The sequence below is a fragment of the Pseudarthrobacter sp. 10T415 genome, from assembly GCF_056394175.1.
Map to the genome: position 1 here is coordinate 65127 of NZ_JBFTHJ010000005.1, position 21349 is coordinate 86475.

A 21349-nucleotide genomic window follows, 5' to 3' on the forward strand; every position below is an offset into this window, starting at 1 on the left:
CCGTCTCCTTGCTTCCCGCATGCGGATGCAATGCAATGTCGCTGGGATATATGCCTCACAAGGAATACATTCCCGAAGCGGCATATACAATGGCTTACTGATCCTAACTTTATCTTTAGTAGGTTGGCGCAGGCCTACTTGTTAAGTGCTAGGAACCCCGGGGCACCTTTGTATAGTTCGCACACAGCTCCAGGAACCGGGTGTTGGCTTCCTGCTCGCCGATACTGACGCGGACGCCCTCCCCGGGGAATGCCCGGACCGACAACGCCCTGGCCCCCGCTTCCTGCGCAAAGTCAGCGCTGTCATCACCCAGGTCCAGCCACACGAAATTGCCTTGCGCGTCGGGGACAGCCCAGCCGAGGTCCCGGAGTCCGTTCAGTACGCGGACCCGCTCATCCACCAGGCTTTGTACCCTTTCTACAACCTGGTCGAAATTCTGCAGTGAAACAATCGCGGCTGATTCGGCTATTTGCGACACGGCAAAGGGGGTGGCAGCCACCCTGAGGTGCTGCGTCAGTTCGGGGTTGGCAATGCTGTAACCCACCCGGAGGCCTGCCAGCCCGTGGGCCTTGGAGAAGGTCCGCAGCACCACCACGTTGGGATATTTGCGGTAGAGGGCAATGCCGTCCACGGCGTCGGGGTCCCGGACGAACTCCTGGTAGGCCTCGTCAATGACCACCACCACGTTGGCCGGCACCGTCCGGATGAAGGCCTCGGTTTCGGCGGTGGTCAAGGCGGGCCCGGTGGGGTTGTTGGGAGTGCACAGGAGGATCACTTTGGTCCGCGCGGTGACCGCCGCCGCCATGGCGTCGAGGTCGTGCCGCCCGTCGGCGGTGACCGGGACGCGAACGCTTTCGGCTCCGGCGAGGCCCACGCTGATGGGGTATGCCTCGAAGGAACGCCAGGCGTAAATGACCTCGTCGGCCTTGCCGTCGTCGTTTTGGCCGGCAAAGGCAGCCAGGATCTGGTTAAGGGCACCCAGGCTGCCGGCCCCCGTGACGATGTCCTCTGCGGGAACCTGCAGGAATTCCGCGAGCGCCGCCCGGAGCCTGCTGCTGAGCGGGTCCGGGTAACGGTTGAAATCTGTTTGCCGTGCGATGGCGTCCAGGACGGCCGGCAGGGGCGGCAGTGGATTCTCATTCGAGGACAGTTTGTAACTTGCCAGTCCGTCGACGGCGGCGGGCGGCTTTCCGGCGGCGTAACGGGGCAACCGGCCCACCACCGGGCGCGGAGCGACGCCGCCTGCCAGGGTTTCAGAGGAGGTCATGAAAACTAGCCTACTGCTGCGGGTATTTGCGGGTTCAGGGCTGGAACCCGGGGCACCGGCCGGGCCACGGAACCCGCGGGACCCGGTCCGGCACCCTCCACCGCGGCTTACGCCGGCTGGCCCACGTTCAGCGCGGCACTGTCTGCCTTGCTTCCAGCCAGCTGCGGTGCCCAGGCATCTGCCCCCTGCAGGTACGCTCCGGCAGTGAACTCCTCCGCCCGGCGGGGATCCAGCTGCGGCCGGTCCGCGGTGATCCTCGATCCGGGGCCGTTGTTGTTGAACTCGCGGAAGCGGGCCTCCCGCCAGGAAAAGCCGCTCATGTCAGCCCAGGGCGTGCCGGAGATGTGCGCTCCCAGCCACGAGTCGCGGACCAGCACCTGGGCGATGGCCTCCGGATCTCCGCCGGGATGCCACGGCCGGCCCAGATGGACCGATCCGGAGGCTGCATCTGAGACAAACCGGCACTGAGTGAACAGGTATCCGTGCTTGATTCCGATATTGACGCTGCCGGCGGAGACGTAACCGTTGTTGGTGCCGGACCCGCGGTCCAGGGAACGGATCCGGCAGCCGGTGAACACGGCAGTTCCCCGGCCGAAGATGAAGTCCACGTCGCCTTCAACGTAGGAGTCCGTGAAGTAGGAGCGCGCCTGCACGCCCCGGACGGGGGAATCAACCAGCAGCGTGTCCTGGTTGCCCAGGCAACGGACATTGCGGAGCACAGCCCGGTCCCCGGCCAGGAACAGTGCCACGGCCTGCCGGTTCTTCATGTCGGGGTTGGCGGCTTCGTCGAAGTCGTTGCTGAACGTGAGGTTCTCGGCCTTGAAGTCCGGGCCGTCGATCCGCACGCTGGCGCTTCCGCCGGTTCCATAGGGCCCCGTGCCGTCGGGTTTCGGGGTGCCTGACGCGTTGTTGTAGACCAGCACCACGTCCTCCGGCGCCTGCCCGCGGCCGACGAATGAGACCCTCGGTTTGTTGGCCGGTACCCGGATCAGCTCACGGTAAGTACCGGGGTCAAGGCGGATCTCGGTGCGGCGCGTGCTGTTCACCGGCACGGCATCGACGGCGGCCTGCACCGTCCCGAAGGCGTGCCCCCTCCCGACGTTGAGGACCAGCGGCTTGTCCACCGGGCGTTCGCTGGGCCAGTAGATGGCTGAGAGCGGATCCAGTGGGGCTTCCAGATTCTGGAACCAACCAGGCGGCACAATCCGTTGTCCCGCAAGTCCTGATGCCACCAGCTGGGCGACAGCCAGGGCTCCCGCAGCCTGGAAGTGGGTGTTGTCCGTGACTCCGTCAGGGTATTGGGGGTACTGGCCCGGGGAGGCATGGAGGAAGTGGGACGTGGTTCCGTCCGGCCCGAGCCGCTGCCACAGGTCCTTGGAAGAGCTTGTCAGGTCCACCAGGGGAATTCCGGCGGCTGCGGCCAATTCCCTGACCGCCTGGGGGTAGGCACCGTGGGTGTCCTGGGCGATTCCCAGGGGGCTGAACCGCCTCCGCTCCACCGGCGTGACCAGCACGGCTGTGGCGCCCGCGCCTGCCGCTGCGTCCAGGTATTTCCGGAGGTAGTCCTTGAAGGTGGTCTGCGGGTCGGTTCCCCTGGCAGGGTCCTCGACCTTCTCGTCGTTGTGGCCGAAGGAGATGAGCAGGTAGTCGCCCGGTTGCAGCGCCCCCGCCACTTCCCCCAGCAAGCCGGCGTCGGCATAGCTCTTGGACGAGGCCCCGGACCAGGCGTAGTCGAACACCGTCGCCTGCGGCCCGAGCAGCAGGGGCAGGGCCTGGCCCCAGCCGGCCCGGGGACGCTCAGAGTGCTGGTAGGCGGACGAGGTGGAATCCCCCACCACGAAGATCACCGGATTCCTGCTGGACTGCGCCCGGGCGGGGCGGCCTGATGTGGAGGCGCTTGCCCCGGGGGCCGCCAGGACAGTGGCCACCGTTGCGGCGCCTGCTGCCGCTGTTGCCAGGACAGCGCGCCGGCTGCGTGAAAATGCCGCCATCAGTTTCCCCCGCCTGCCGTAAAAACGGGACCCACGTTGTTCTTCAGCAGGGCCGGCACTGCCTGCGCCGGGTGGACCTTGGTCCGCAATGTGGGAGTCCAGGATCCGTCCGCCAACAGTTGCTTGTCGGCGGTTGCGGCAGAGTTGTACGCGGCCAGGAGGTCCACGCGCTTTCCGTTGACCGTATTGTCCACGGTGGTGATGGCCTGGCCCTTGAAGTGCCTGATCAGCGAGGACGCTGGAATGTCCCGGGGCAGGGTGAAGGCGTTGGCCTCGGCATAGATGTGGGACTCGACGCCCGCGCCGAAGGTGTACGTGTAGGGCGTCGGCGAGGCGGCCGACGTCGTGAAGTGGTTGTTGTAGACGTCCACCTGGCCGTAGCGGACCCGCGGGGCGCGCTGGCCGACGTTCTCGAAGGAGTTGTGGTGGATGGTGACGCGTAGCTTGCCGACGTCTCCGCGGCTGGTCGAGTCGGTGGATCCGATCAGGAGGAGCTTGTCATGGTCGGAGAAGCGGTTGTAGGAGAGCGTGACCAGGTCTGAGCCGTTGGTGACGTCCACCGCTCCGTCGTGGACCTGGTAAGGGCGTCCGAAGTACGAGGGCTGGTTGATGTCCAGGTTGGGGGCATCAGTGAAGTGTGAGTGGTCAACCCAGACGTTCGTTGATCCGTTGATGACCTGGAGGAGGTCGTACTCGCTGTTCCAGTTGCCGTGGTCGCCGTCGGTGGGGTCCCAGGCAGGGAAGCAGTCAGCCGAATCCCGGACCGTGAGGTTCCTGAAGATCACGTTGTTGGCCCGGTTGATGCGCATGGCGGCGCCGGTGATGCTGCTGTCAGCGGTGGCACCCACAATGGTGGTGTTACTGGGGATGTCCCACCGGATGACAGCGGCCTGGTTAGCTGCGGCCTTGCGCCGGGCACTCTCCTGCTCCCCGGCCGGCTCCTGGTCAGTTCCGTACCGGGCGGGGTCGTAATCGTAAAGGTACTGCTCAAGGGAGAACCCCGTGCCTGCGGCGTAGTCCGCGCAGCTCAGTTCGCCGGCGGGGCCGGTGTTTGCCCGGATGTCGCCGTGGACGCGGATGATGCGGGGTTCAGTGCCGGTTGCCGCGAGCGCGGAGACCAGCTCAGTCCGGTTGCGGACGTCGAAGATTCGGTCCGGTGTGGCGGTGGATCCTCCCGTTGTTCCGGCGCCGGAGGACGCCCAGCCGTCCCGATCCGCGAGGACCTGGCGCTCAAGCGGCTGCCTCACGGTCTGGGCCGTGGGGGATGACTGCGGCGGGGGTGGGGCGGCCATGGCCTGGACCGGCAGGCAGAACGCCGCCGCTGCCGCCGTTGCTGCGATTGCCAAGGGACGTTTGATGCGCATGTGCTGTCTTCCTCCATTGGAATGAACCGCCTCCGCTGCCGACTTCGCTGTGCGGCACATCAGAAAGCGGTTTCTCTAGTCTGTGAAACCGCTTTCTGGTCTGTCAATAGGGTTGACAGAATTGCAAGATTCCTGAGCTCAGGCCAGCAGCGCGCTCCGGGGCAGAATTTGCCAGGATGTCCGAAGGCTGTTGTGGAAGCATGGGGCCATGGGTTCCTTCATTCTTCGGGTCATCTTCAACGCAGCCGCCCTGTGGGTAGCAAGCTGGGTCCTGCCGGGCATGGACATCACCAGCACTGCCGCCTCCGATGCCGTGGCACGGACCGGCATCTCGCAGGACACCGACACCATCGGGATAGTCCTGGCATACCTGTTCATCGGCCTCATTTTCGGCGTGGTCAACGCCTTGGTGCGGCCGCTGGTGAGCCTGCTTGCGCTCCCGATCACCATCCTGACGCTTGGGCTGTTCGCGATCGTCATCAACGCCGCCATGCTCTACCTGACAGCCTGGATCAGCAGCTACACCCCCGTGCATCTCACCATCGATTCCTTCTTCTGGACGGCCATCCTGGCCGCTATCATCATCTCCCTGGTGTCACTGGTGGCCGGGCTGGTGCCCGGCAGCCGGCGCTGAAGTTTCCATAACCCCGCGCCGCCGAACTTCCTGAAGGTGGCCCAAAGGCCTGCGGCTGCGGCCCAAGTACCGGAAGAGGCTGAAACAGGTACCCGGCAGGTGGCGTGCTCCGGCCGGCTGCCGAAACTCCAGTACCCGCTACCCATGACCGCCCGGGGCCACCGCTCCTAGGCTGCGAACGGGGCCGGCGACAGGCCCGTAGCTGTCAGTTCCGGATACGGGGGACAAGAATGAAGGCACGAGCAATCCTGGCTGCGGCCTGCCTGCTGCTGGCGTGGCAAGCGGGACCGGCCCGCGCGGATTCCGGGGCGGTGCCGCTTCCCCAGGAGTCCGCCGTTCTGGGCAACGATGTTTCCTGGCCGCAATGCGGCGGTCAGTTGCCTGCACCGCCGGCGTTTGCCGTGGTGGGCGTCAACGGCGGCCGGCCAACGACGGCGAACCCTTGCCTAGCGGAGCAACTGGCCTGGGCGGACCGCAGCTCCGAGGCGGCGGCAGGAGTTCCGTCTGCAATTTACGTCAACACCGCCTCGACTGGCCCGGTGGGCTCCTTGTGGTGGCCTGGAAACAACAGCGTGATGGGTGCGGACATCGCCAACCCCTACGGGATGTGCGATGGCACCGCATCCCCCGCCTGCGCTTATGTCCACGGCTATGCGATGGCCTACAACGACGCGGGGAGCCTCGCCGGGGCAGGAGGCGGTGCGGCCCACCGCACGTGGTGGCTGGACGTCGAGACCGGGAACAGCTGGCTGTCCAACAAGGCTGCCAACACCGCGGAGCTGGAGGGCATGACCGCCTACCTGCAGGGCGCCGGGGTGGAGGTGGGCATATATTCCACCGGCTACCAGTTCGGCGAAATTGTGGGTGACCTGGGCCCCCACAGCAACCTGTACTCCCTGAAGAGCTGGCTGGCGGGCGCTGAATCCACCTCCAGCGCGGCGGATCTTTGCGGGGCCGCTCCCCTCACCTCCGGCGGCGTCGTCGCGCTCACGCAATTTACCGCCGGCAACCTCGATTACAACTTCCGTTGCCCCGTGGCACAGCCGGTGGCTCCACCGCCGGCGCTCGCTCCGCCAGCAGCCCCGGAGCCTGCCCCGGCTCCAGCGAAGACCCGCTCCAACCGCTACGCCGAGATACCTGCCGCCCAAATCGCCTGAACACCGGCTAGCGTCCGCCAAGGTGGCGCTCGTGGGAGCGGGGATCCGGCGGTGCAAGGGTGGTGGAGGGGCCCTTGGCCCGCGTCAGGGAGTAGCGCGTGGCCGAGGCCGCTCCCCCGGCGCCGAGCACACCGCCCAGGGCCGCCGTGGAGTGTACGAGCGACGGATCATCGCTCGCCGCCACGAGCCGTGCTGCGTCCTCATAGCCGCTAAGCCGGTGTCCGGGACCAAGCCCTTTGTCCCCGCCGGGCTCGATCGGCGTGTCCACCGATACGGTCACCCGGTTGCGGGTTTCGGGGTTGGGGGCACCGTCGCTGCCGGGGACCCAGTCGGCCTGATGCTCAAGGTGCAGGGACTCCACGTCCTCACGGGTGGTGATCCCCGCCACCGGAGACCCGGCGGTGAGCACATACTTCACGTCATACTGCGCCAACACCCGCGGATCGGCGGCCATGTTCATGGCATGGATGCCGCCCTGGCTGTAACCCACAGCAACTACGGGAGCACCCTTTTCGGCTCCAGCTTCGCCTAGCGCCGCGAGGACAGCCTCATTCACTTCCCGGGAGTCGTACAGCATGGACTCCACGATGCCCGCCTCATCAAAGGGGTTGTCACCGCCGGCGTCCTTTCCGGCAGCCTGGGTCCCCGGAACAATGACCACGTAGGCCGTTTCGCCGCCGTTATCCACTTCCAGGACCTCGATGGCTCCGGTACCACGGGCCTCCACTTCCTGGAGCCGCGCCAGCAACCCTCCAGGCGACGTGTCAAGGTCCACCTGGACCGTTTCCTGCTTCCGCAGCGTGATGTCCCGCGGGATGAAGGTTGCCACCAACGCCATCAAGGCATCCCGGATCAAGGGGGCGTGTTCGTTGACTGCCTGCACCTGGGGCGCCGCCAACTGCATCATGGCAATGACGTTTTCGGTGACCCTCCGGTCCGGAACGCCAGTGGCTGCCATCGTGGCCCACGAGAGACCGGTTTCCGTCATGGCGGCGAATCCGAGGCTTCTTCCCACATTGGCCCGCCACTCCGCGTCCTGGTAATCACGCATGCAGGCACGGACCTGGCTGCTGATCCGCTGCAGCTCCGCCCGGCTTGCCTGGACCCGCCACTGGCCGTCCCGCACTGCCGCGATGTGCCCGGAAGCGGACCACGGCGGCTGCCGGTCAGCCCAGCAGAGCTGGTCCAGGATTCGTCCGGCCTCCTGTTCCACGACAATCAGGTCACTGGCCAAAGCCTCAAGTTTTTCGGCGCCCGCAGTCAACTCCTCGAGCTGGACCCCGATGCCGCCGCTGCCACCCCGGATGCTCAGGTGGCCGTCCCGCGACGCACCGGTCAGCCTGACGGGCTCGGGATAGGCCCCATCTGCCAAGTCCATCAGGGCATCCTGCCGGCACTGGCCGCCGCCGCCACACTGTCCGCAGCGTGCCTCGCGACGGCGGCCCTCGCCACCTCCAGGGCGTCGACAGCTTGGCGCAGGGCTGCGCCCTGCCGGCCCACCGTGTCCCGGTACGCCCGCCCGGCCGGCGATTGCCACTCCAGCATCTGGATGTCCCGCAGATGGGCCAGAGCTTCCTCGACGCGCGCCCCGCACCGTGCAAGCCGGTTCACCAAGGGCAACAAATCAGCGGCAACGTGCTCGGCGGCGCCCGGCAGTCCATCCCCCAGGATGTTTCCCATGTGACCTCTTTCCCCGGGCACCCCGGACCTGTTGCCTACCTGCTGACGGGGCCCACGCTACGGAAGACGGCGCACCAGCCTAAGTGCCGCCGTCGGCCATGTGGATAAGTAACGTAAGCGGCCCACTTAAGGCGCCGCCGGAGTTCGTGAAAGAATCAGCACATGCCTGAAACTGCCGCCACAGCTGATACCCGCACGCCCTCAGGACGCCTGGCCCTCGCCGCGTCCACGGAAAAAATCGCCCTGGGCCCCTTGGACGGCCGGTACCAGCCGGCAGTGGCCCCGCTGGTCGACTACCTGTCCGAGGCAGCGCTCAACCGGGACCGCGTGGCCGTCGAAGTTGAATGGCTGATCCACCTGACCAGCAACAACGTCCTCCCCGGGGCGGGCCCCCTGACCGCGGAACAGCAGCAGCAGCTGCGTGCCGTCGTCACCGAATTCGACGCCGCTTCCGTGACGGAACTGGCCGAAATCGAAGCCGTCACCGTGCACGATGTGAAGGCCGTGGAGTACTACATCGGCCGCCGCCTCCCCTCCATCGGCATCGAAAACCTGACCGCCATGGTCCACTTCGGCTGCACGTCCGAGGACATCAACAACCTTTCCTACGCGCTCGGCGTCAAGGGTGCTGTGGAGGACGTGTGGCTGCCCGCAGCCCGCGCCCTGGTGGCACAGATCAGCACGATGGCCGAGGACAACCGCGCCGTGCCCATGCTGTCCCGCACGCACGGCCAGCCGGCCACCCCCACCACGCTCGGCAAGGAACTGGCGGTCATCGCACACCGCCTGACCCGCCAGCTGGACCGCATTGCCAAGACCGAATACCTGGGCAAGATCAACGGCGCCACCGGCACCTACGCCGCGCACGTCGCCTCCGTCCCCGGGGCCGACTGGCAGCAGGTCTCCAAGTCGTTCGTGGAGGGCCTGGGGCTGACCTGGAACCCGCTCACCACCCAGATCGAAAGCCACGACTGGCAGGCAGAGCTGTACGCCGACGTGGCGCGCTTCAACCGCATCCTGCACAACGTCTGCACGGACATCTGGAGCTACATCTCCATCGGCTACTTCGCGCAGATCCCGGTGGCAGGCGCAACCGGCTCGTCCACTATGCCGCACAAGGTCAACCCCATCCGCTTCGAAAACGCCGAGGCAAACCTGGAGATCTCCTCCGGCCTGCTGGACGTCCTGGGCTCCACCCTGGTGACCTCCCGCTGGCAGCGGGACCTCACCGATTCCTCCAGCCAGCGCAACATCGGCGTGGCATTCGGCCACTCCCTCCTGGCAATCTCCAACGTGGCCAAGGGCCTGGAGCGCCTTGACGTGGCCGAGGACGTGCTGGCCGGGGACCTGGACACCAACTGGGAAGTCCTGGGCGAGGCGATCCAGATGGTGATGCGCGCCGAGGCGATTGCCGGCGTCGAGGGCATGGAGAACCCCTACGAGCGGCTCAAGGACCTCACCCGCGGCAACCGCGTGGACGCCGCGCGGATGCAGGAATTCGTGCAGGGCCTGGGCCTGTCCGCCGACGCCGAAGCCCGGCTGCTGGCCCTGACTCCCGGCAAGTACACGGGCATCGCGGACCAGCTGGTCGACCACCTCAAGTAAGCCCCGTGGGGCTACCCCCACACGTACGACGGCGGCGCCGGGCCCGGGAGGGTCCGGCGCCTTTCGTTTATCCGCGGCGGGCCGGCCGGGCCTGGGTGCCGGGCGTTTCGGCGGCACCGCGAGGGAGTGCGAAACTGGAGGGCATGAAGCTGCTGCTCATCCGCCACGGAGAGACTCCCGGAAACGTCCTTGGCCAACTGGACACCGCCCACCCGGGGCCCGGCCTGACCGAACTGGGCGAACGGCAGGCAGAGGCCATGGCGCGGTCGCTGGCCAACGAACCCATCCGGGCGCTCTACGCCTCCACACTGGTCCGCACGCAGATTACCGCGGCGCCGTTGGGCAGGCTTCACGGCCTGGAGACCACGGTGCTGGACGGGCTGCACGAGATCGAGGCCGGCTCGCTGGAGAAGCTGACGGACCATGAGTCGCATAAGCGCTACATGGGTACGGTGATCTCCTGGGCCGCCGGCGACCTGGACGCCCGAATGCCCGCAGGACCCGACGGCCACGCATTCTTCGGCCGGTTCGACGCCGCGATTGCGAGGGTCATCGAACGGACCGCCGGGCAGCGGGACACCGTGGCGGTGGTGAGCCATGGTGCAGCCATCAGGACCTGGGCCGGGCTCCGCGCCGAGGGCATCGGTCATGAGTTTGCGGCCAAGCATGTGCTGGCCAACACCGGAATCGTGGCGCTGGAGGGCGATCCGGACAGTGGCTGGAAGCTGATCCACTGGGCAGGCAGCCCGGTGGGCGGCCTGGCCTTGGCGGATCCCACGGCCGAAGATCCCACCGGCCAGGACGTCAGCCGCCCGTAGCGCCGGTTTCCCGGCGACTGGCCTGCTACCGGGGAAGCGCGCACCCCGCCGCGGCCGCTGCCAGCCGAAGTCGCGGGGCGCCGCGCAGAATTGGTGAGGCGGCCGGAGCCGGAGGAACCAGCCGCGCGGCCATCGCGGAAGCGACATCCGCCGTTAGGCGTTCGCCGCTTTCCATTGCCGTCAGCGAGCTCAGAAAGTGGTGCCACCGCGGCCCCAGGGACTCGGGTATGTGCGGACTCCTGAGGGTCCTGGCCACGAGTGACTCCACCGCCGTCCCTGGAAACGCCTTGGATCCGGTCAGCAGTTCCAGCAGGACCAGGCCCATGGCATAGATGTCCCAGGCGGGATCGGCAACCCCGCCTGCAGCCTGTTCCGGGCTCATGTAATGGACTGTTCCGGACGAGATTCCCGGCTCCGGTGCCGTGCCCGCCACCGCCGCGATGCCGAAATCGATGACCCGGACCGGGCTTCGCCGTAGGCCGCTCAGCATCAGGTTTCCCGGCTTGATGTCCCGGTGCACCAGTCCCGCGGTGTGCAGGTGGGCCAGGCCGCTGAAGATGCTCCGCGCCCACACCGCCACGGCGTCGGCACTGTGGCGGTCGGATCGCACAGCTTCGGAGAGGCTGGTTCCCAACGCCAGCTCCTCAACCATGAAGGCATGCCCCGGGCGATAGGTGCCGGCCGGCATGACTCCCTGATCGATGAACCTGACGATGGACGGGTGCCGCAGCGATGCGAGCACCCTTGCCTCGTTGTGGATGCGCCAATGGTGCTTGTCCGAGTTGTCGGCCGCCACCTTGACGGCCACGTCCGGACCCCCCGCCACGTCAACCGCCCGGAAGACTTCGGCCATGGAACCGCGGCCCAACCGCTCCCGGAGCAGGAAGCGGCCGGCGATCACCGGGACGCCCGAATGGGTCCGCCGTACGGTACCCAGGCATCAAGCTGGAAACCGCACTGGCAGCGCCACACCGGCGGGAGCTTTACCGGCACGAAGTCGTCCGGGTCGAACGAGTACCCCATGGCGGCCCGCCCCACTGCGGGCGTCACCAGGTCCATGGGCGTGCCGCAGTGAACGGTATGCTCTGCTTCCCCAGCAGAGGTCTTCTCAAAAGTGATCAACGCGCTCACTACTCCATAAGGCAGTATTCCCGGGCTGATCCTAAGCATACATATAACTAGAGCAACTAGCTAGTTTAGCTAGATAATTTGTGGTGCTCTTCTTCCACGACGCCAATGGCATCCGCCATCCGCTGCAGGAACGCGACGACGATCCTTGCCTCCTCGGCGCTGAGCGACTCCGCGACGGTCATCATCCGCCGGTGCATGGCGCCGAGGGTTTCCCGGACCTCAGTGTCCGACTCCACAGTGGGAACGACAACCACCGAGCGCCGGTCCGAAGGGTGGGCCTCGCGGCGGACGTGCCCGCTGGACACCAGCCTGTCGATCAGGGACGTTGTGGAGGCGCTGGTGATGCCCAGGAACTGACTGAGGTCCTTGGGGACCACCGTCTTGCCGGAGGCCTGGGCGCGCAGGAGGTACCGGAGGGCGAGGATATCGGTTTCGCCCATGCCCATGGAGTCGCGGGTGGACCTGCGGATGATCGTCTCCGCCGCCCTGTAGTCCCGCAGCGACTTGAGGACCGCCGCTCCGTAGTCCAGCTGCCCGTCGGGTCCATACCAGTAGCCGGAGCCCTCGTTGCCTGTAGAAGCCATGCCCATATCTTAGGCCAACTGCTAACTAGACAGCCAAGCTAGTTGCGAGTGCTACCTCCGCTCCGGGCATGTGACGTTATCCGGACCCTTACCGGCAGGAAACACCCGCGTAACCCGCCGCTCCTAGCCTTGATCTGCATAACCCTTCGGCGAATCGAGGCCTACATGCAGACCAATCCGCGGCTGAACATCAGGCAGGTTGCCTGGTCCCACCCTGTGGGAGCAGACCTTCGGCGCGCGCAGCAGGCCGAACTCGACGCCCGCTTCGGTACGGCAGACCACGAACCCGGCCCTCCGCCGTCGGAAGCTGACTGCGCCGTCTTCCTCGTGGCGTACGACAAGGGGTCTGGCCAGCCCGTGGGCTGCGGCGGGCTGCGGCTGCTGGACGCCAGTACCGCCGAAATCAAACGGCTCTACGTGGTCCCGTATACCCGCGGCTCCGGCGTGGCCAGTTCTGTCCTCGCTGCCCTGGAGGCTGAGGCCTACAAGCAAGGCATCACCCGCATCAAGGCCGAGGCAGGCTCGGCCCAATCGGACGGCCGGAACTTCTACCAAAACTCCGGTTTCGAGCCGGTGCCCAATTTCGGCCCCTACGTTGGCGTCAAGCACTCGTCCTGCTACGCCAAGAGCATCGACTCGCACAGCGCAGCCCACACGGCCATGGCGTAGCGCTGATACGTGGGGCGTCATACTGCATGCGGTCCCACCGGCCTCGGCTAACCTCGGCCTATGGAAACAGCAGACATCACCTTCCGCACCCGCAAATGGGTCAGGCCAGAAGACCTCAACGCCAACGGGACCCTGTTCGGCGGAAGCCTGCTGAAGTGGATCGACGAGGAAGCCGCCATCTACGCCATCCTCCAGTTGGGCAATGGCCGGGCCGTTACGAAGTACATCTCGGAAATCAACTTCGTGAGCTCCGCAGTCCAGGGCGACCTGATTGAAATGGGCCTGACCGCCACGAAGTTTGGCCGGACCTCGCTGACGATGCGGGCGGAAGTGCGCAACATGATCACCCGGCAAAGCATCCTCACCATCGAGGAAATTGTCTTCGTTAACCTCGACAACGCCGGCAAACCGGAACCGCACGGATACACCGAAATCACCTACGACAGGGACAGGATCCCCACCCACCACCTGACCGAAACACTGCAGCAGGACTGACGCTTCACCCCGCGTTCACTCCTAATCCACCAGGCGTTCTCTTCGCTGGACCAACTTAGGCAGCCGGGCTGTTTATCGAATCGATAGCAATAGCAGCCCCGCATTCCGCATGCCCGGCTATAGGCTGTGCGGACATGCTCCGGTTCCAGTGCAGAAATGAGTCCTGATCGTGCGTAAATTACAGACCTTGGTTGCCGCCGCCGTCGCCGTCACCCTACTTGCCGGATGCGGCGGAGAAGCCTCACCCGGAGCCTCGGGCGAGGCTTCTTCCGCCCCGGCCGGAGGATCCGGCGACACCCTGGTGGTGTACACCAACTCCAACGGCGAAGGCCGCGGGGACTGGCTGACCCAGAAGGCAGGCGAAGCCGGATTCAAGATCGAGATTGTGGGGGCCGGCGGCGCCGACGCCACCAACAAGCTCATCGCCGAAAAGAACAACCCCATCGCGGACGTCGCCTTCGGGCTGAACAACATGTACTTCTCCCAGGTCAAGGCCGCGGACGCGCTGGAACCCTATAAGCCCGCCTGGGCCGGCGAGGTGGACACCCACTTGGCGGACGGCGAGACGTACTGGCCGCTGGTGAAGCAGGCCATCCTGCTGGGCTACAACTCGGACAAGTTCTCCAAGGATGCCGCCCCGAAGGACTGGACGGACCTGTGGACCAAGGATGAGTTCAAGGCCCGCTACGAGCGGGTCACCGGCCTGGGCACCGCCACCGCCCAACTGGTCTTCGCCGGCATCCTCAGCCGGTACCGTGACGATGCCGGCGACCTCGGAATCTCCGATGAGGGCTGGAAGCAGGTGGAACAGTACTTCCAGAACGGCAGCCCTGCCGTGGCCAAGACCGATCTTTTCGCCCGCATCGCCTCGGGCGAGGTGGATATGGGGCAGATGCCGTCCTCGATCATTGCCGACCGGGAAAAGTCTTTCAAGGTGAACGTGGAAACCGTCATACCTTCCGTTGGCGTCCCCCTCGCGGTGGAGCAGATCGCACTCGTGAAGGGCACCAAGAAGAAGGACCAGGCCCAGAAATTCATCGACTGGTTCGGCAGTGCCGACGTCCAGGGCCAGTTCGCCAAGCAGTTCAACTCCATGCCCGTGAACAAGTCTGCCCAGGCACAGGCCAACCCCGAGGTGGTGGACTTCTTCGCGGACCTCAAGCAGCAGGACATCGACTGGGAGTTCGTGCAGGAGAACATGGGCGCCTGGGTGGAGAAGATCGAACTCGAGTACATGACGTAGCCCGGCGCCAGCCTTCCGCCTCCGCCCGAGTTCCACAGACAGGTTTGCCATGATCCGCTTGGACAGCATCAAAGTTTCCTTCGGCGACTTCACCGCCATCCCGCACCTGGACCTGCACGTCCGGCCCGGCGAGTTCTTCACGCTCCTGGGGCCCTCCGGATGTGGAAAAACGACGGCGCTGCGCACCCTGGCCGGCTTCATCCAGCCGGCCGGGGGCACTGTCACAGTGGACGGCAAGGACGTCACCCGGCTTCCCAGCGACAAGCGGCAGGTGGGCATGGTGTTCCAGAACTATGCCCTGTTTCCCAGCATGAGCGTATGGGAGAACATCGCCTTCGGACTGCGCGTCCGGAAGGAGAAGGGCTCCGACAGCGACAGGATGGTTCGGGACATCGCACGCCGGGTGGAGCTCAGCGACGATCAGCTGGCCAAGAACGTCGCCGAGCTCTCCGGCGGGCAGCAGCAGCGGGTGGCGGTGGCCCGGGCACTCGTCCTGCGGCCCAAGATCCTGCTGCTGGACGAACCGTTGTCCAACCTCGATGCCAAGCTCCGCCACCAGCTCAGGCAGCAGCTCAAGGACCTGCAAAGCGAGTTCGGCATCACCACCGTCTACGTCACCCACGACCAGGACGAGGCCCTGGCCATGAGCGACCGGGTGGCGGTCTTCAACAAGGGCGTGGTGGAGCAGGTGGGCACGCCGCAGGAGATCTATGACCACGCTGCCACGGAATTCGTCTGCAATTTTATTGGTGACAGCTCCACCCTGACACCGGAATTCGTGGCGCAGGTCAACGCCGCATCCGGGGCCCAGCTCAGCACCCGGGCGAGCTCCTACCTGCGGGTGGAAAAGGCGTCCCTGGACGCGCCCGCGGGAGGCGGCTCCGCCGTCGGACTTCCCGCAAAGGTTCTGTCCCGTACCTACCACGGCCTGCACAGCAGGTACGTGGTGCACAGCCACGGCGCGGACATCCGCCTGCTGGTGCGCGAGGACGGCGGCGCCCACCCTCAGCCGGGTACGGAAACCACCGTGTACGTGCGGCCGGACCACATCCTGCAGTACCACCCGGAAACAGGCGCGGCCCTTCGGGAGCAGGACCGGCAGGAGCAGGACCAGGCGGTTGCCCTGCCATGAGCGGAACTCCAGTCCGTTCGATGGTCCGCTCCCCGTTCGTCCTGGTGGTGGGCGTCATCCTCACCTGGTTCATCGCGGCGTTCCTGGTGTGGCCCAACATCAACGTCCTGATTGCCACCTTCTTCCCGGATGGCAGCTTTTCGGGGCGGGCAGCGGAGAAGCTGTTCTCCTCGCAGCGCGCCATGAAGGCACTGGGCAACAGCTTCCTGCTGGCGGTGGCCCTCTCCATCACGGTCAACGCCGTGGGAATCTTCATTGTGCTGGTGACGTACTACTTCCGGATCCGGGGCTCTCGGATCCTGTTCCTGGGCTACGCCACCACCTTCATCTACGGCGGCATCGTGCTGGCGGCGGGGTACAAATTCATCTACGGGGACAAGGGAATCGTCACCTCGCTGCTGCTGCAGGTGTTCCCCTCCATGGACCCTGCCTGGTTCTCCGGCTTCTTCGCCGTGCTGGTGGTCATGACGTTTGCCACCACCACCAACCACATGCTGTTCGTGGCCAACGCGTTGAAGGGGGTGGACTACCAGACCATCGAAGCGGCGAAGAACCTTGGCGCCTCGACGTGGACCATCCTCCGGCGGATCGTCCTGCCCATGCTGAAGCCCACGCTGTTCGCCGTCACCATCCTGTCCTTCCTGACCGGGCTCGGCGCCCTGAGCGCGCCGCAGGTTCTGGGTGGACGGGAATTCCAGACCATCACGCCCATGATCCTGACGTTCACCAACAGCCCCACCTCACGCGACCTGGCGGCCCTGCTGGCCGTCATCCTGGGCCTGGCCACCATGGCGATGCTGGCGGTGATGTCCCGGCTGGAGAAGGGCGGCACGTACTTCTCCGTCTCCAAGGTGTCCTCGGAGCTGCAGAAGCAGGACATCACCAACCCGGTGGCCAACGTGGCCGTCCACGCGGTGGCGTACCTGCTGTTCGCGGTGTACACGCTGCCGGTGGTGCTCATCGTGCTGTACTCCTTCGCGGACGGCGCCGCCATCCAGACCGGACAGCTCTCGCCAGGCAGCCTGACGCTGGATAACTATGTCCGGGTGCTGACGCAGCCGGCCGGATTGCGGCCGTTCGTCGTCAGCGTGGTGTACAGCGCGCTGGCGGCTGTGATCGCGGTAGGCGGCCTACTGTTCGTGGCCCGGCTGCTGCAGAAGTACCGGAACTGGGTGGCGTCCGTTTTTGAGTACCTGCTGCATATCCCCTGGATCCTGCCGTCCGCACTGTTGGCGCTGGGCCTGATCATCAGTTACGACCACCCGAATCCGCTGGTGGGCGGGGCGGTCCTGACCGGGACCACGGTGATCCTGCTGATCGCGTTCGTCACCGTGAAGATCCCTTTCACGCTGCGGATGCTGAAGGCGTCGTTCGCCTCCGTGAATTCCTCGCTGGAGGAAGCGGCCGCCATCATGGGCGCCAAGACCCTGTACGTGTTCCGCCGGATCCTGTTGCCGCTGGTGCTGCCGGCGGCAGCGGCCATCACCGCCCTGAACTTCAACAGCCTCCTGGACGATTACGACACCGCCATCTTCCTCGCCCACCCGCTGGTCCAGCCGCTGGGCCTGGTCATCAAGGCAAACACGGACGGTGCCGAGGGCACTGAAGGGGTGGCGAACACGTTCGTGTACACCGTGCTGCTGATGGTCATCACCGGCGTCACGATGTACCTCGTCTATGGCCGGTCCGGGAAACGCCGCAGCCGGAAGCGCCTGCCGGGGGTGCCGCCGTCGGGCAGCATCGAGGCCTCCGACGTGCCGCCGGCGGCCGGACCATCAGCGTCCGGCGCCGACAGCAAGGTCCCTGCCGCACCCGTGCGGTGACCCCGAGGGTGCGGATCAGCCCGCAGGACCGCGGACGACGGCGGCGCGCGGGTTCCGCCGCCGGGCCAGGCCGAGCAGCCGGTCCCGGAACGGCTGCGCACCGTCCGCGAGCGCGATGCGGCCCATCGCCGTTGACGCCAGGCTCAGCGCGCGGGTCCGGAGCCGGCGCTGCCTGTCGTAAGCGCGGAGCGCCTGGGATTCGGGCAAGGTGTTGAGGAGGTCGCCGAGCGTCACGGCATCCACCAGGGATTCACAGGCGCCGCGGCCCAGGGTGGGCATCATGGCGTGCGCGGCGTCGCCGATGAGCACGGCACGGCCGCGCACGTAGGAGCCCAGCTGCGGAACGGTCCAGAGCCGCTGGACGAGGCACTCCCCCGGGATGGCTGCGGCCAAGGTGCGGCGGATGGCCGGCGCATGGGTGGCATACCGCTCCCGGGCCTGGTCCAGTACTGACGCGGCGTAAATGCCGTAGGGGCCCGCCCCCGACCGGTAGCTGGCGTACCAGAAGGACCCGCCACGGGCGGCGGCCATGCCGAAGAGATCGCCGCGGCCCCAGTATTCGCCCACCTCATCCTGGCTGACGGACGTGGGAAGGGTCCCGCGGAGGGCCAGGTATGGGGTGAGGCGGGCGCCCGTGGCGGCACCCCACGCCTCCCGGCGGACCACGCTGTGCACTCCGTCAGCGCCCACCACCAGTCCGCCGTCCGCGGGAATTCCTTGGACATTGCTGGTGACCCGGCGGACGGTCCCCGGGACGGCGGCGTTGAGCAGCCGCAGCAGGTCCACGCGGGAGATGCCGAACATGCCTCCCGCATTGACAGTGATCCAGGGCTTGCCCTGCGCGTCCCGCACCGACCCGCTGCCGATCACCGGACTGACCGCCTTCGCTTCGTCAAGGATGCCGAGCCGTGCCAGCGCGCGCTGGGCGTTGGGCCACATTCCCAGGGCGTTGCCCACGGTGGGCAGCTCCGGCCGCTTCTCGTAAACAGTCACCTGGAACTTGTCCGGGTCCAGGCACGAGGCCAGGGCCAGCCCTGCGATGCCGCCGCCCACAATCGAGATCGTTTCCATGGGCCCAATTTACTACTTTTGTAGTAGTCCGGGAAGATGCCCGTGCCCCCTGTTACTAGACTGGGGCCATGCCCGACCGCCGGACCCAGCTCCTCGACGCCGCCCTGGCAGTGGTGGCGGACAAGGGGATGAAGGGGCTGACCCACCGGGCGGTGGATGCGGCGGCAGAACTCGCCGAGGGAACCACCTCCAACTACTACCGGAGCCGGGCAACCCTCGTGGACGCGGTACTGGACCGGCTGCTGGAACTGGACGCCGGACTCCTGCGGGAACAGGGGGCGGCAGGTCCGCCACGGAACGTCGAGGAACTCGCCGGCCAACTGGCCGCCACGGTGGTGGCGCTGGCCAGGCAGTATGGGGGTATGAGCCGGGCACGGATGGCCTTCTCGCTGGACCGCCCCGAAGCCGTGACCGCCGGCCACCAGCTGTTGGTGGGAAACCTGGAACTGGCCCTCACCGCCATGGGCGTTGCGGATGCGGCAGCCCGCGCCAGGGATGTGGCGGACTACGGCGACGGCCTGCTGCTCCACCTGCTCACCGTCAGGCGGGACGAGCAGCCGGACGTGGCCGCCGTCGCCGCCACCATCCGGCGCCTGCTGGGCCCGTAGCTGCCCTAGCCGCGGCCCGGCCAGCCGGTGTACGCCTCGGCGAGGTAGGCCATGCCGTGGCGCGAAGAGACCACCGAGTTGAGCTCGCCGAGCTGGCGGGCGCGGGAGAAATCGTCTGCGTCGGCAGGGGTGTGGAGCATGGTGGTCATCCAGTAGGAGAACTGCTGGGCCTTCCAGACCCGCTCCAGCGCGCGGTCGCTGTACGACTCCAGCAGCCGGTCCGAACCGGAGTTGTAGTGGCTGTCCAGTCCCTCGAAAAGAACCTTGACGTCGTGGATGGCCAGGTTGAGGCCCTTGGCGCCGGTGGGCGGGACCGTGTGCGCGGCGTCGCCGGCGAGGAACAGGTTGCCATGGCGCATGGGAGTGTGGACGAAGCTGCGGAACGGCAGCACCATCTTCTCGATGACCGGGCCTTCCTTCAGCTCGAAGCCATTGCCGTTGACGCGGCCGCGGAACTCCGCCCAGATGCGGTCATCGTCCCACTCGGCCACGTTTTCCTTGGGGTCGCACTGGAAGTACATCCGCTGGACCGTCTCGGTCCTCTGGCTGATGAGCGCGAAGCCGTTGGCGGAGTTGGCGTAAATCAGTTCGTCCGAGCTGCGCGGCGCCTCGGCCAGGATGCCGAACCAGGCGAACGGGTACTCGTGGAAGTACCACTTGCGGCTGGCCTCGGGAATCTGGAACCGGCAGTGGCTGCGGGAACCGTCAGCACCCACCAGGAAGTCCGCCTGGATCTCATACTCAACACCGTCGGCATCGGTGAACCAGACCTTCGGCTTGCCCTCCAGGTCGTGGACGGAGGTGTCCGTGACGCTGTACCGGACATCGCCGCCGTCGTCCATCCTGCGTGCGGCAAGGTCCGTGAACACGTCCGTCTGCGGGTAAAGCCACACGGACTCGCCCACGAGGTCCTTGAAGTCGATCCGGTGGCTCTCGCCGTTGAAACGCAGTTCAATGCCGTCATGCCGGTCGCCGTGGGTCAGGACCCGGTCCGAAACACCGCTGTCCACCAGGAGGTTGACGGTGCCGTGCTCCAGGATCCCGGCGCGGACGGTGCGGGCGATCTCTTCGTGGCTGCGAACCTCGATCACCGTGGATTCGATGCCTGCCTTGGCCAGGAGGTGGGAGAGCATGAGCCCGGCCGGGCCGGCGCCCATGATGGCTACCTGGGTGGTGATGGTTTTCCGTGCCATGACTGCTTCTCGCTTCGTTGCGGGCCCGGGGGCCGGAGGATTGCTTGGCACCCAGTGTGGGCCACCTCCCGTGACCGGCGTTACAGTAATTCCGTTGAATGGTTCAGGAGTCCGCAAGGCGGCGGGCAATGCCCCGTGCCGCCGTCTGCAGCGCGGGCACCAGCGCCTGCAGCCGCATCTCTTGGAGCGGAACCACGACGCCGAGCGAGGCCACTGCGCGCTGGCGGCGGTTGAGGACGGGCACTGCAATGCCCCAGGTGTCCGGATCCACCACACCCTTCAGCTGGGCGAACCCCTGGTGCGACGTCTCGGCCAGGAGGGTGCGTACATCGCCACTGGTCAGCCTGCCTTCGGGATCGGAAAACTGGGCAAGGTAGCTGGCCTGGAGCCCTTTCTCCTGGTGCGCCATCAGCGACAGCCCGGCGGAGGAGATGTGGATGGGCATCCTGCCTGCCACCTGTGCACGGTTGGCCACCGAGCCCCGCCGCGAGAGCCGCTCCACGAACAAGGCGTCCCACCCGTCCAGCACCGCCAGGTTCACGTTCTGATTGAGGACGTGCTGGATGTCCTCCATGAACGGCATGGCCGCTTGCCGCAGTGCCAAAGCCGGGGATGCACGGTTTACCAGCTCCCAAAGCCGGAGGCCCGGCCGGACCATCCCGCCGGGTTCAGTCTCGAGCAGCCCGTGGCCGGCGAGCTGGCCCACCAGCCGGTGCGTGGTGGTCAGCGGCAGCCCGGCCCGTGTGGCCAGGTCGGAAAGCTGCAGGGCGCCCACGTCCTGCGGAAAGGCGGAGATCAGCCGGACTATCCGGTCCACCACCGAGTCCCCCGATTGTGAGTTCGCCACCGCCGCACCTTCCGTTCAATGGGAAGTCCAGCGTACC

At 66.5% G+C, this 21349-nt stretch carries 21 protein-coding genes; 10 read left to right on the forward strand and 11 right to left on the reverse strand.

Annotation, left to right across the window (positions count from 1 at the left end; genetic code table 11):
* Nucleotides 1-148: 148 nt before the first annotated feature.
* From hisC to AC1DBN_RS09185, 3 genes are all read right to left on the reverse strand, one after another.
* Complete coding sequence (gene hisC / locus AC1DBN_RS09175) at nt 149-1267, reverse strand: histidinol-phosphate transaminase (protein ID WP_477723046.1); 1119 nt, start codon at nt 1265-1267, stop codon at nt 149-151.
* A gap of 107 nt (nt 1268-1374) precedes the next feature.
* Entirely contained in the window at nt 1375-3258 is a 1884-nt protein-coding gene (locus AC1DBN_RS09180; protein ID WP_477723047.1) for a pectinesterase family protein, read from the reverse strand.
* A complete protein-coding gene (locus AC1DBN_RS09185; RefSeq protein WP_477723048.1) occupies nt 3258-4622 on the reverse strand; it encodes a pectate lyase family protein in 1365 nt (454 codons plus the stop codon). Before AC1DBN_RS09185 ends, AC1DBN_RS09180 begins: the two co-directional genes overlap by 1 nt.
* Before the next feature lie 208 nt (nt 4623-4830).
* On the opposite strand from AC1DBN_RS09185, the gene AC1DBN_RS09190 reads away from it, so the two are divergent.
* On the forward strand, nt 4831-5256 hold the full coding sequence (locus tag AC1DBN_RS09190; protein WP_477723049.1) for a phage holin family protein: 426 nt from the start codon (nt 4831-4833) through the stop codon (nt 5254-5256).
* Nucleotides 5257-5486: 230 nt separating this feature from the next.
* Nucleotides 5487-6413: a hypothetical protein gene (locus tag AC1DBN_RS09195; RefSeq protein WP_477723050.1), complete on the forward strand. Its 927-nt coding sequence runs from the start codon at nt 5487-5489 to the stop codon at nt 6411-6413.
* A gap of 7 nt (nt 6414-6420) precedes the next feature.
* Here the strand turns inward: AC1DBN_RS09195 and AC1DBN_RS09200 are convergent, their stop codons facing one another.
* Entirely contained in the window at nt 6421-7791 is a 1371-nt protein-coding gene (locus AC1DBN_RS09200) for a hypothetical protein (protein ID WP_477723051.1), read from the reverse strand.
* Nucleotides 7791-8093, reverse strand: a complete 303-nt coding sequence (locus tag AC1DBN_RS09205) for a hypothetical protein (protein WP_091716773.1) — start codon at nt 8091-8093, stop codon at nt 7791-7793. The genes AC1DBN_RS09200 and AC1DBN_RS09205 overlap by 1 nt, the downstream gene beginning before the upstream one ends.
* Before the next feature lie 162 nt (nt 8094-8255).
* Between AC1DBN_RS09205 and purB the strand changes: the two genes are divergently transcribed.
* Both purB and AC1DBN_RS09215 read left to right on the forward strand, forming a co-directional pair.
* Complete coding sequence (gene purB, locus AC1DBN_RS09210; protein ID WP_477723052.1) at nt 8256-9698, forward strand: adenylosuccinate lyase; 1443 nt, start codon at nt 8256-8258, stop codon at nt 9696-9698.
* Between the two features lie 143 nt (nt 9699-9841).
* Nucleotides 9842-10516 carry a histidine phosphatase family protein gene (locus AC1DBN_RS09215; protein ID WP_091716777.1) on the forward strand — a complete coding sequence of 225 codons (675 nt, stop codon included), beginning with the start codon at nt 9842-9844 and terminating at the stop codon, nt 10514-10516.
* Nucleotides 10517-10541: 25 nt separating this feature from the next.
* Here the strand turns inward: AC1DBN_RS09215 and AC1DBN_RS09220 are convergent, their stop codons facing one another.
* The 3 genes from AC1DBN_RS09220 to AC1DBN_RS09230 form a co-directional block, all read right to left on the reverse strand.
* The gene (locus AC1DBN_RS09220; protein ID WP_477723053.1) at nt 10542-11417 is read right to left on the reverse strand and encodes a serine/threonine-protein kinase; all 876 of its coding nucleotides are present in this window, start codon (nt 11415-11417) and stop codon (nt 10542-10544) included.
* Complete coding sequence (locus AC1DBN_RS09225; protein WP_314212829.1) at nt 11414-11647, reverse strand: hypothetical protein; 234 nt, start codon at nt 11645-11647, stop codon at nt 11414-11416. Before AC1DBN_RS09225 ends, AC1DBN_RS09220 begins: the two co-directional genes overlap by 4 nt.
* A 65-nt stretch (nt 11648-11712) precedes the next feature.
* Nucleotides 11713-12231: a MarR family winged helix-turn-helix transcriptional regulator gene (locus AC1DBN_RS09230; protein ID WP_314212828.1), complete on the reverse strand. Its 519-nt coding sequence runs from the start codon at nt 12229-12231 to the stop codon at nt 11713-11715.
* Between the two features lie 165 nt (nt 12232-12396).
* Here AC1DBN_RS09230 and AC1DBN_RS09235 point away from each other — a divergent pair, with 165 nt between their 5' ends.
* From AC1DBN_RS09235 to AC1DBN_RS09255, 5 genes are all read left to right on the forward strand, one after another.
* On the forward strand, nt 12397-12900 hold the full coding sequence (locus AC1DBN_RS09235) for a GNAT family N-acetyltransferase (protein WP_091723714.1): 504 nt from the start codon (nt 12397-12399) through the stop codon (nt 12898-12900).
* Between the two features lie 60 nt (nt 12901-12960).
* Nucleotides 12961-13395 (forward strand): acyl-CoA thioesterase, encoded by a 435-nt coding sequence (locus AC1DBN_RS09240; RefSeq protein WP_314212825.1) that lies wholly within the window; start codon nt 12961-12963, stop codon nt 13393-13395.
* A 169-nt stretch (nt 13396-13564) separates the two neighbouring features.
* Nucleotides 13565-14638 (forward strand): extracellular solute-binding protein, encoded by a 1074-nt coding sequence (locus AC1DBN_RS09245; RefSeq protein ID WP_091716783.1) that lies wholly within the window; start codon nt 13565-13567, stop codon nt 14636-14638.
* A gap of 49 nt (nt 14639-14687) precedes the next feature.
* Nucleotides 14688-15770 carry an ABC transporter ATP-binding protein gene (locus AC1DBN_RS09250; RefSeq protein ID WP_477723054.1) on the forward strand — a complete coding sequence of 361 codons (1083 nt, stop codon included), beginning with the start codon at nt 14688-14690 and terminating at the stop codon, nt 15768-15770.
* Entirely contained in the window at nt 15767-17593 is a 1827-nt protein-coding gene (locus AC1DBN_RS09255; protein ID WP_477723055.1) for an ABC transporter permease, read from the forward strand. The genes AC1DBN_RS09250 and AC1DBN_RS09255 overlap by 4 nt, the downstream gene beginning before the upstream one ends.
* A gap of 15 nt (nt 17594-17608) precedes the next feature.
* Here AC1DBN_RS09255 and AC1DBN_RS09260 read toward each other — a convergent pair whose 3' ends face one another.
* Complete coding sequence (locus AC1DBN_RS09260) at nt 17609-18664, reverse strand: FAD-dependent monooxygenase (RefSeq protein WP_477723056.1); 1056 nt, start codon at nt 18662-18664, stop codon at nt 17609-17611.
* 68 nt (nt 18665-18732) lie between these two features.
* Between AC1DBN_RS09260 and AC1DBN_RS09265 the strand changes: the two genes are divergently transcribed.
* Nucleotides 18733-19272, forward strand: coding sequence for a TetR/AcrR family transcriptional regulator (locus tag AC1DBN_RS09265; RefSeq protein ID WP_314212814.1), 540 nt, complete (start codon nt 18733-18735; stop codon nt 19270-19272).
* A gap of 5 nt (nt 19273-19277) precedes the next feature.
* Here AC1DBN_RS09265 and AC1DBN_RS09270 read toward each other — a convergent pair whose 3' ends face one another.
* Both AC1DBN_RS09270 and AC1DBN_RS09275 read right to left on the reverse strand, forming a co-directional pair.
* A complete protein-coding gene (locus tag AC1DBN_RS09270; RefSeq protein ID WP_091716793.1) occupies nt 19278-20465 on the reverse strand; it encodes a 4-hydroxybenzoate 3-monooxygenase in 1188 nt (395 codons plus the stop codon).
* 103 nt (nt 20466-20568) lie between these two features.
* Nucleotides 20569-21312 (reverse strand): IclR family transcriptional regulator, encoded by a 744-nt coding sequence (locus AC1DBN_RS09275; RefSeq protein ID WP_091716795.1) that lies wholly within the window; start codon nt 21310-21312, stop codon nt 20569-20571.
* Nucleotides 21313-21349: the final 37 nt, after the last annotated feature.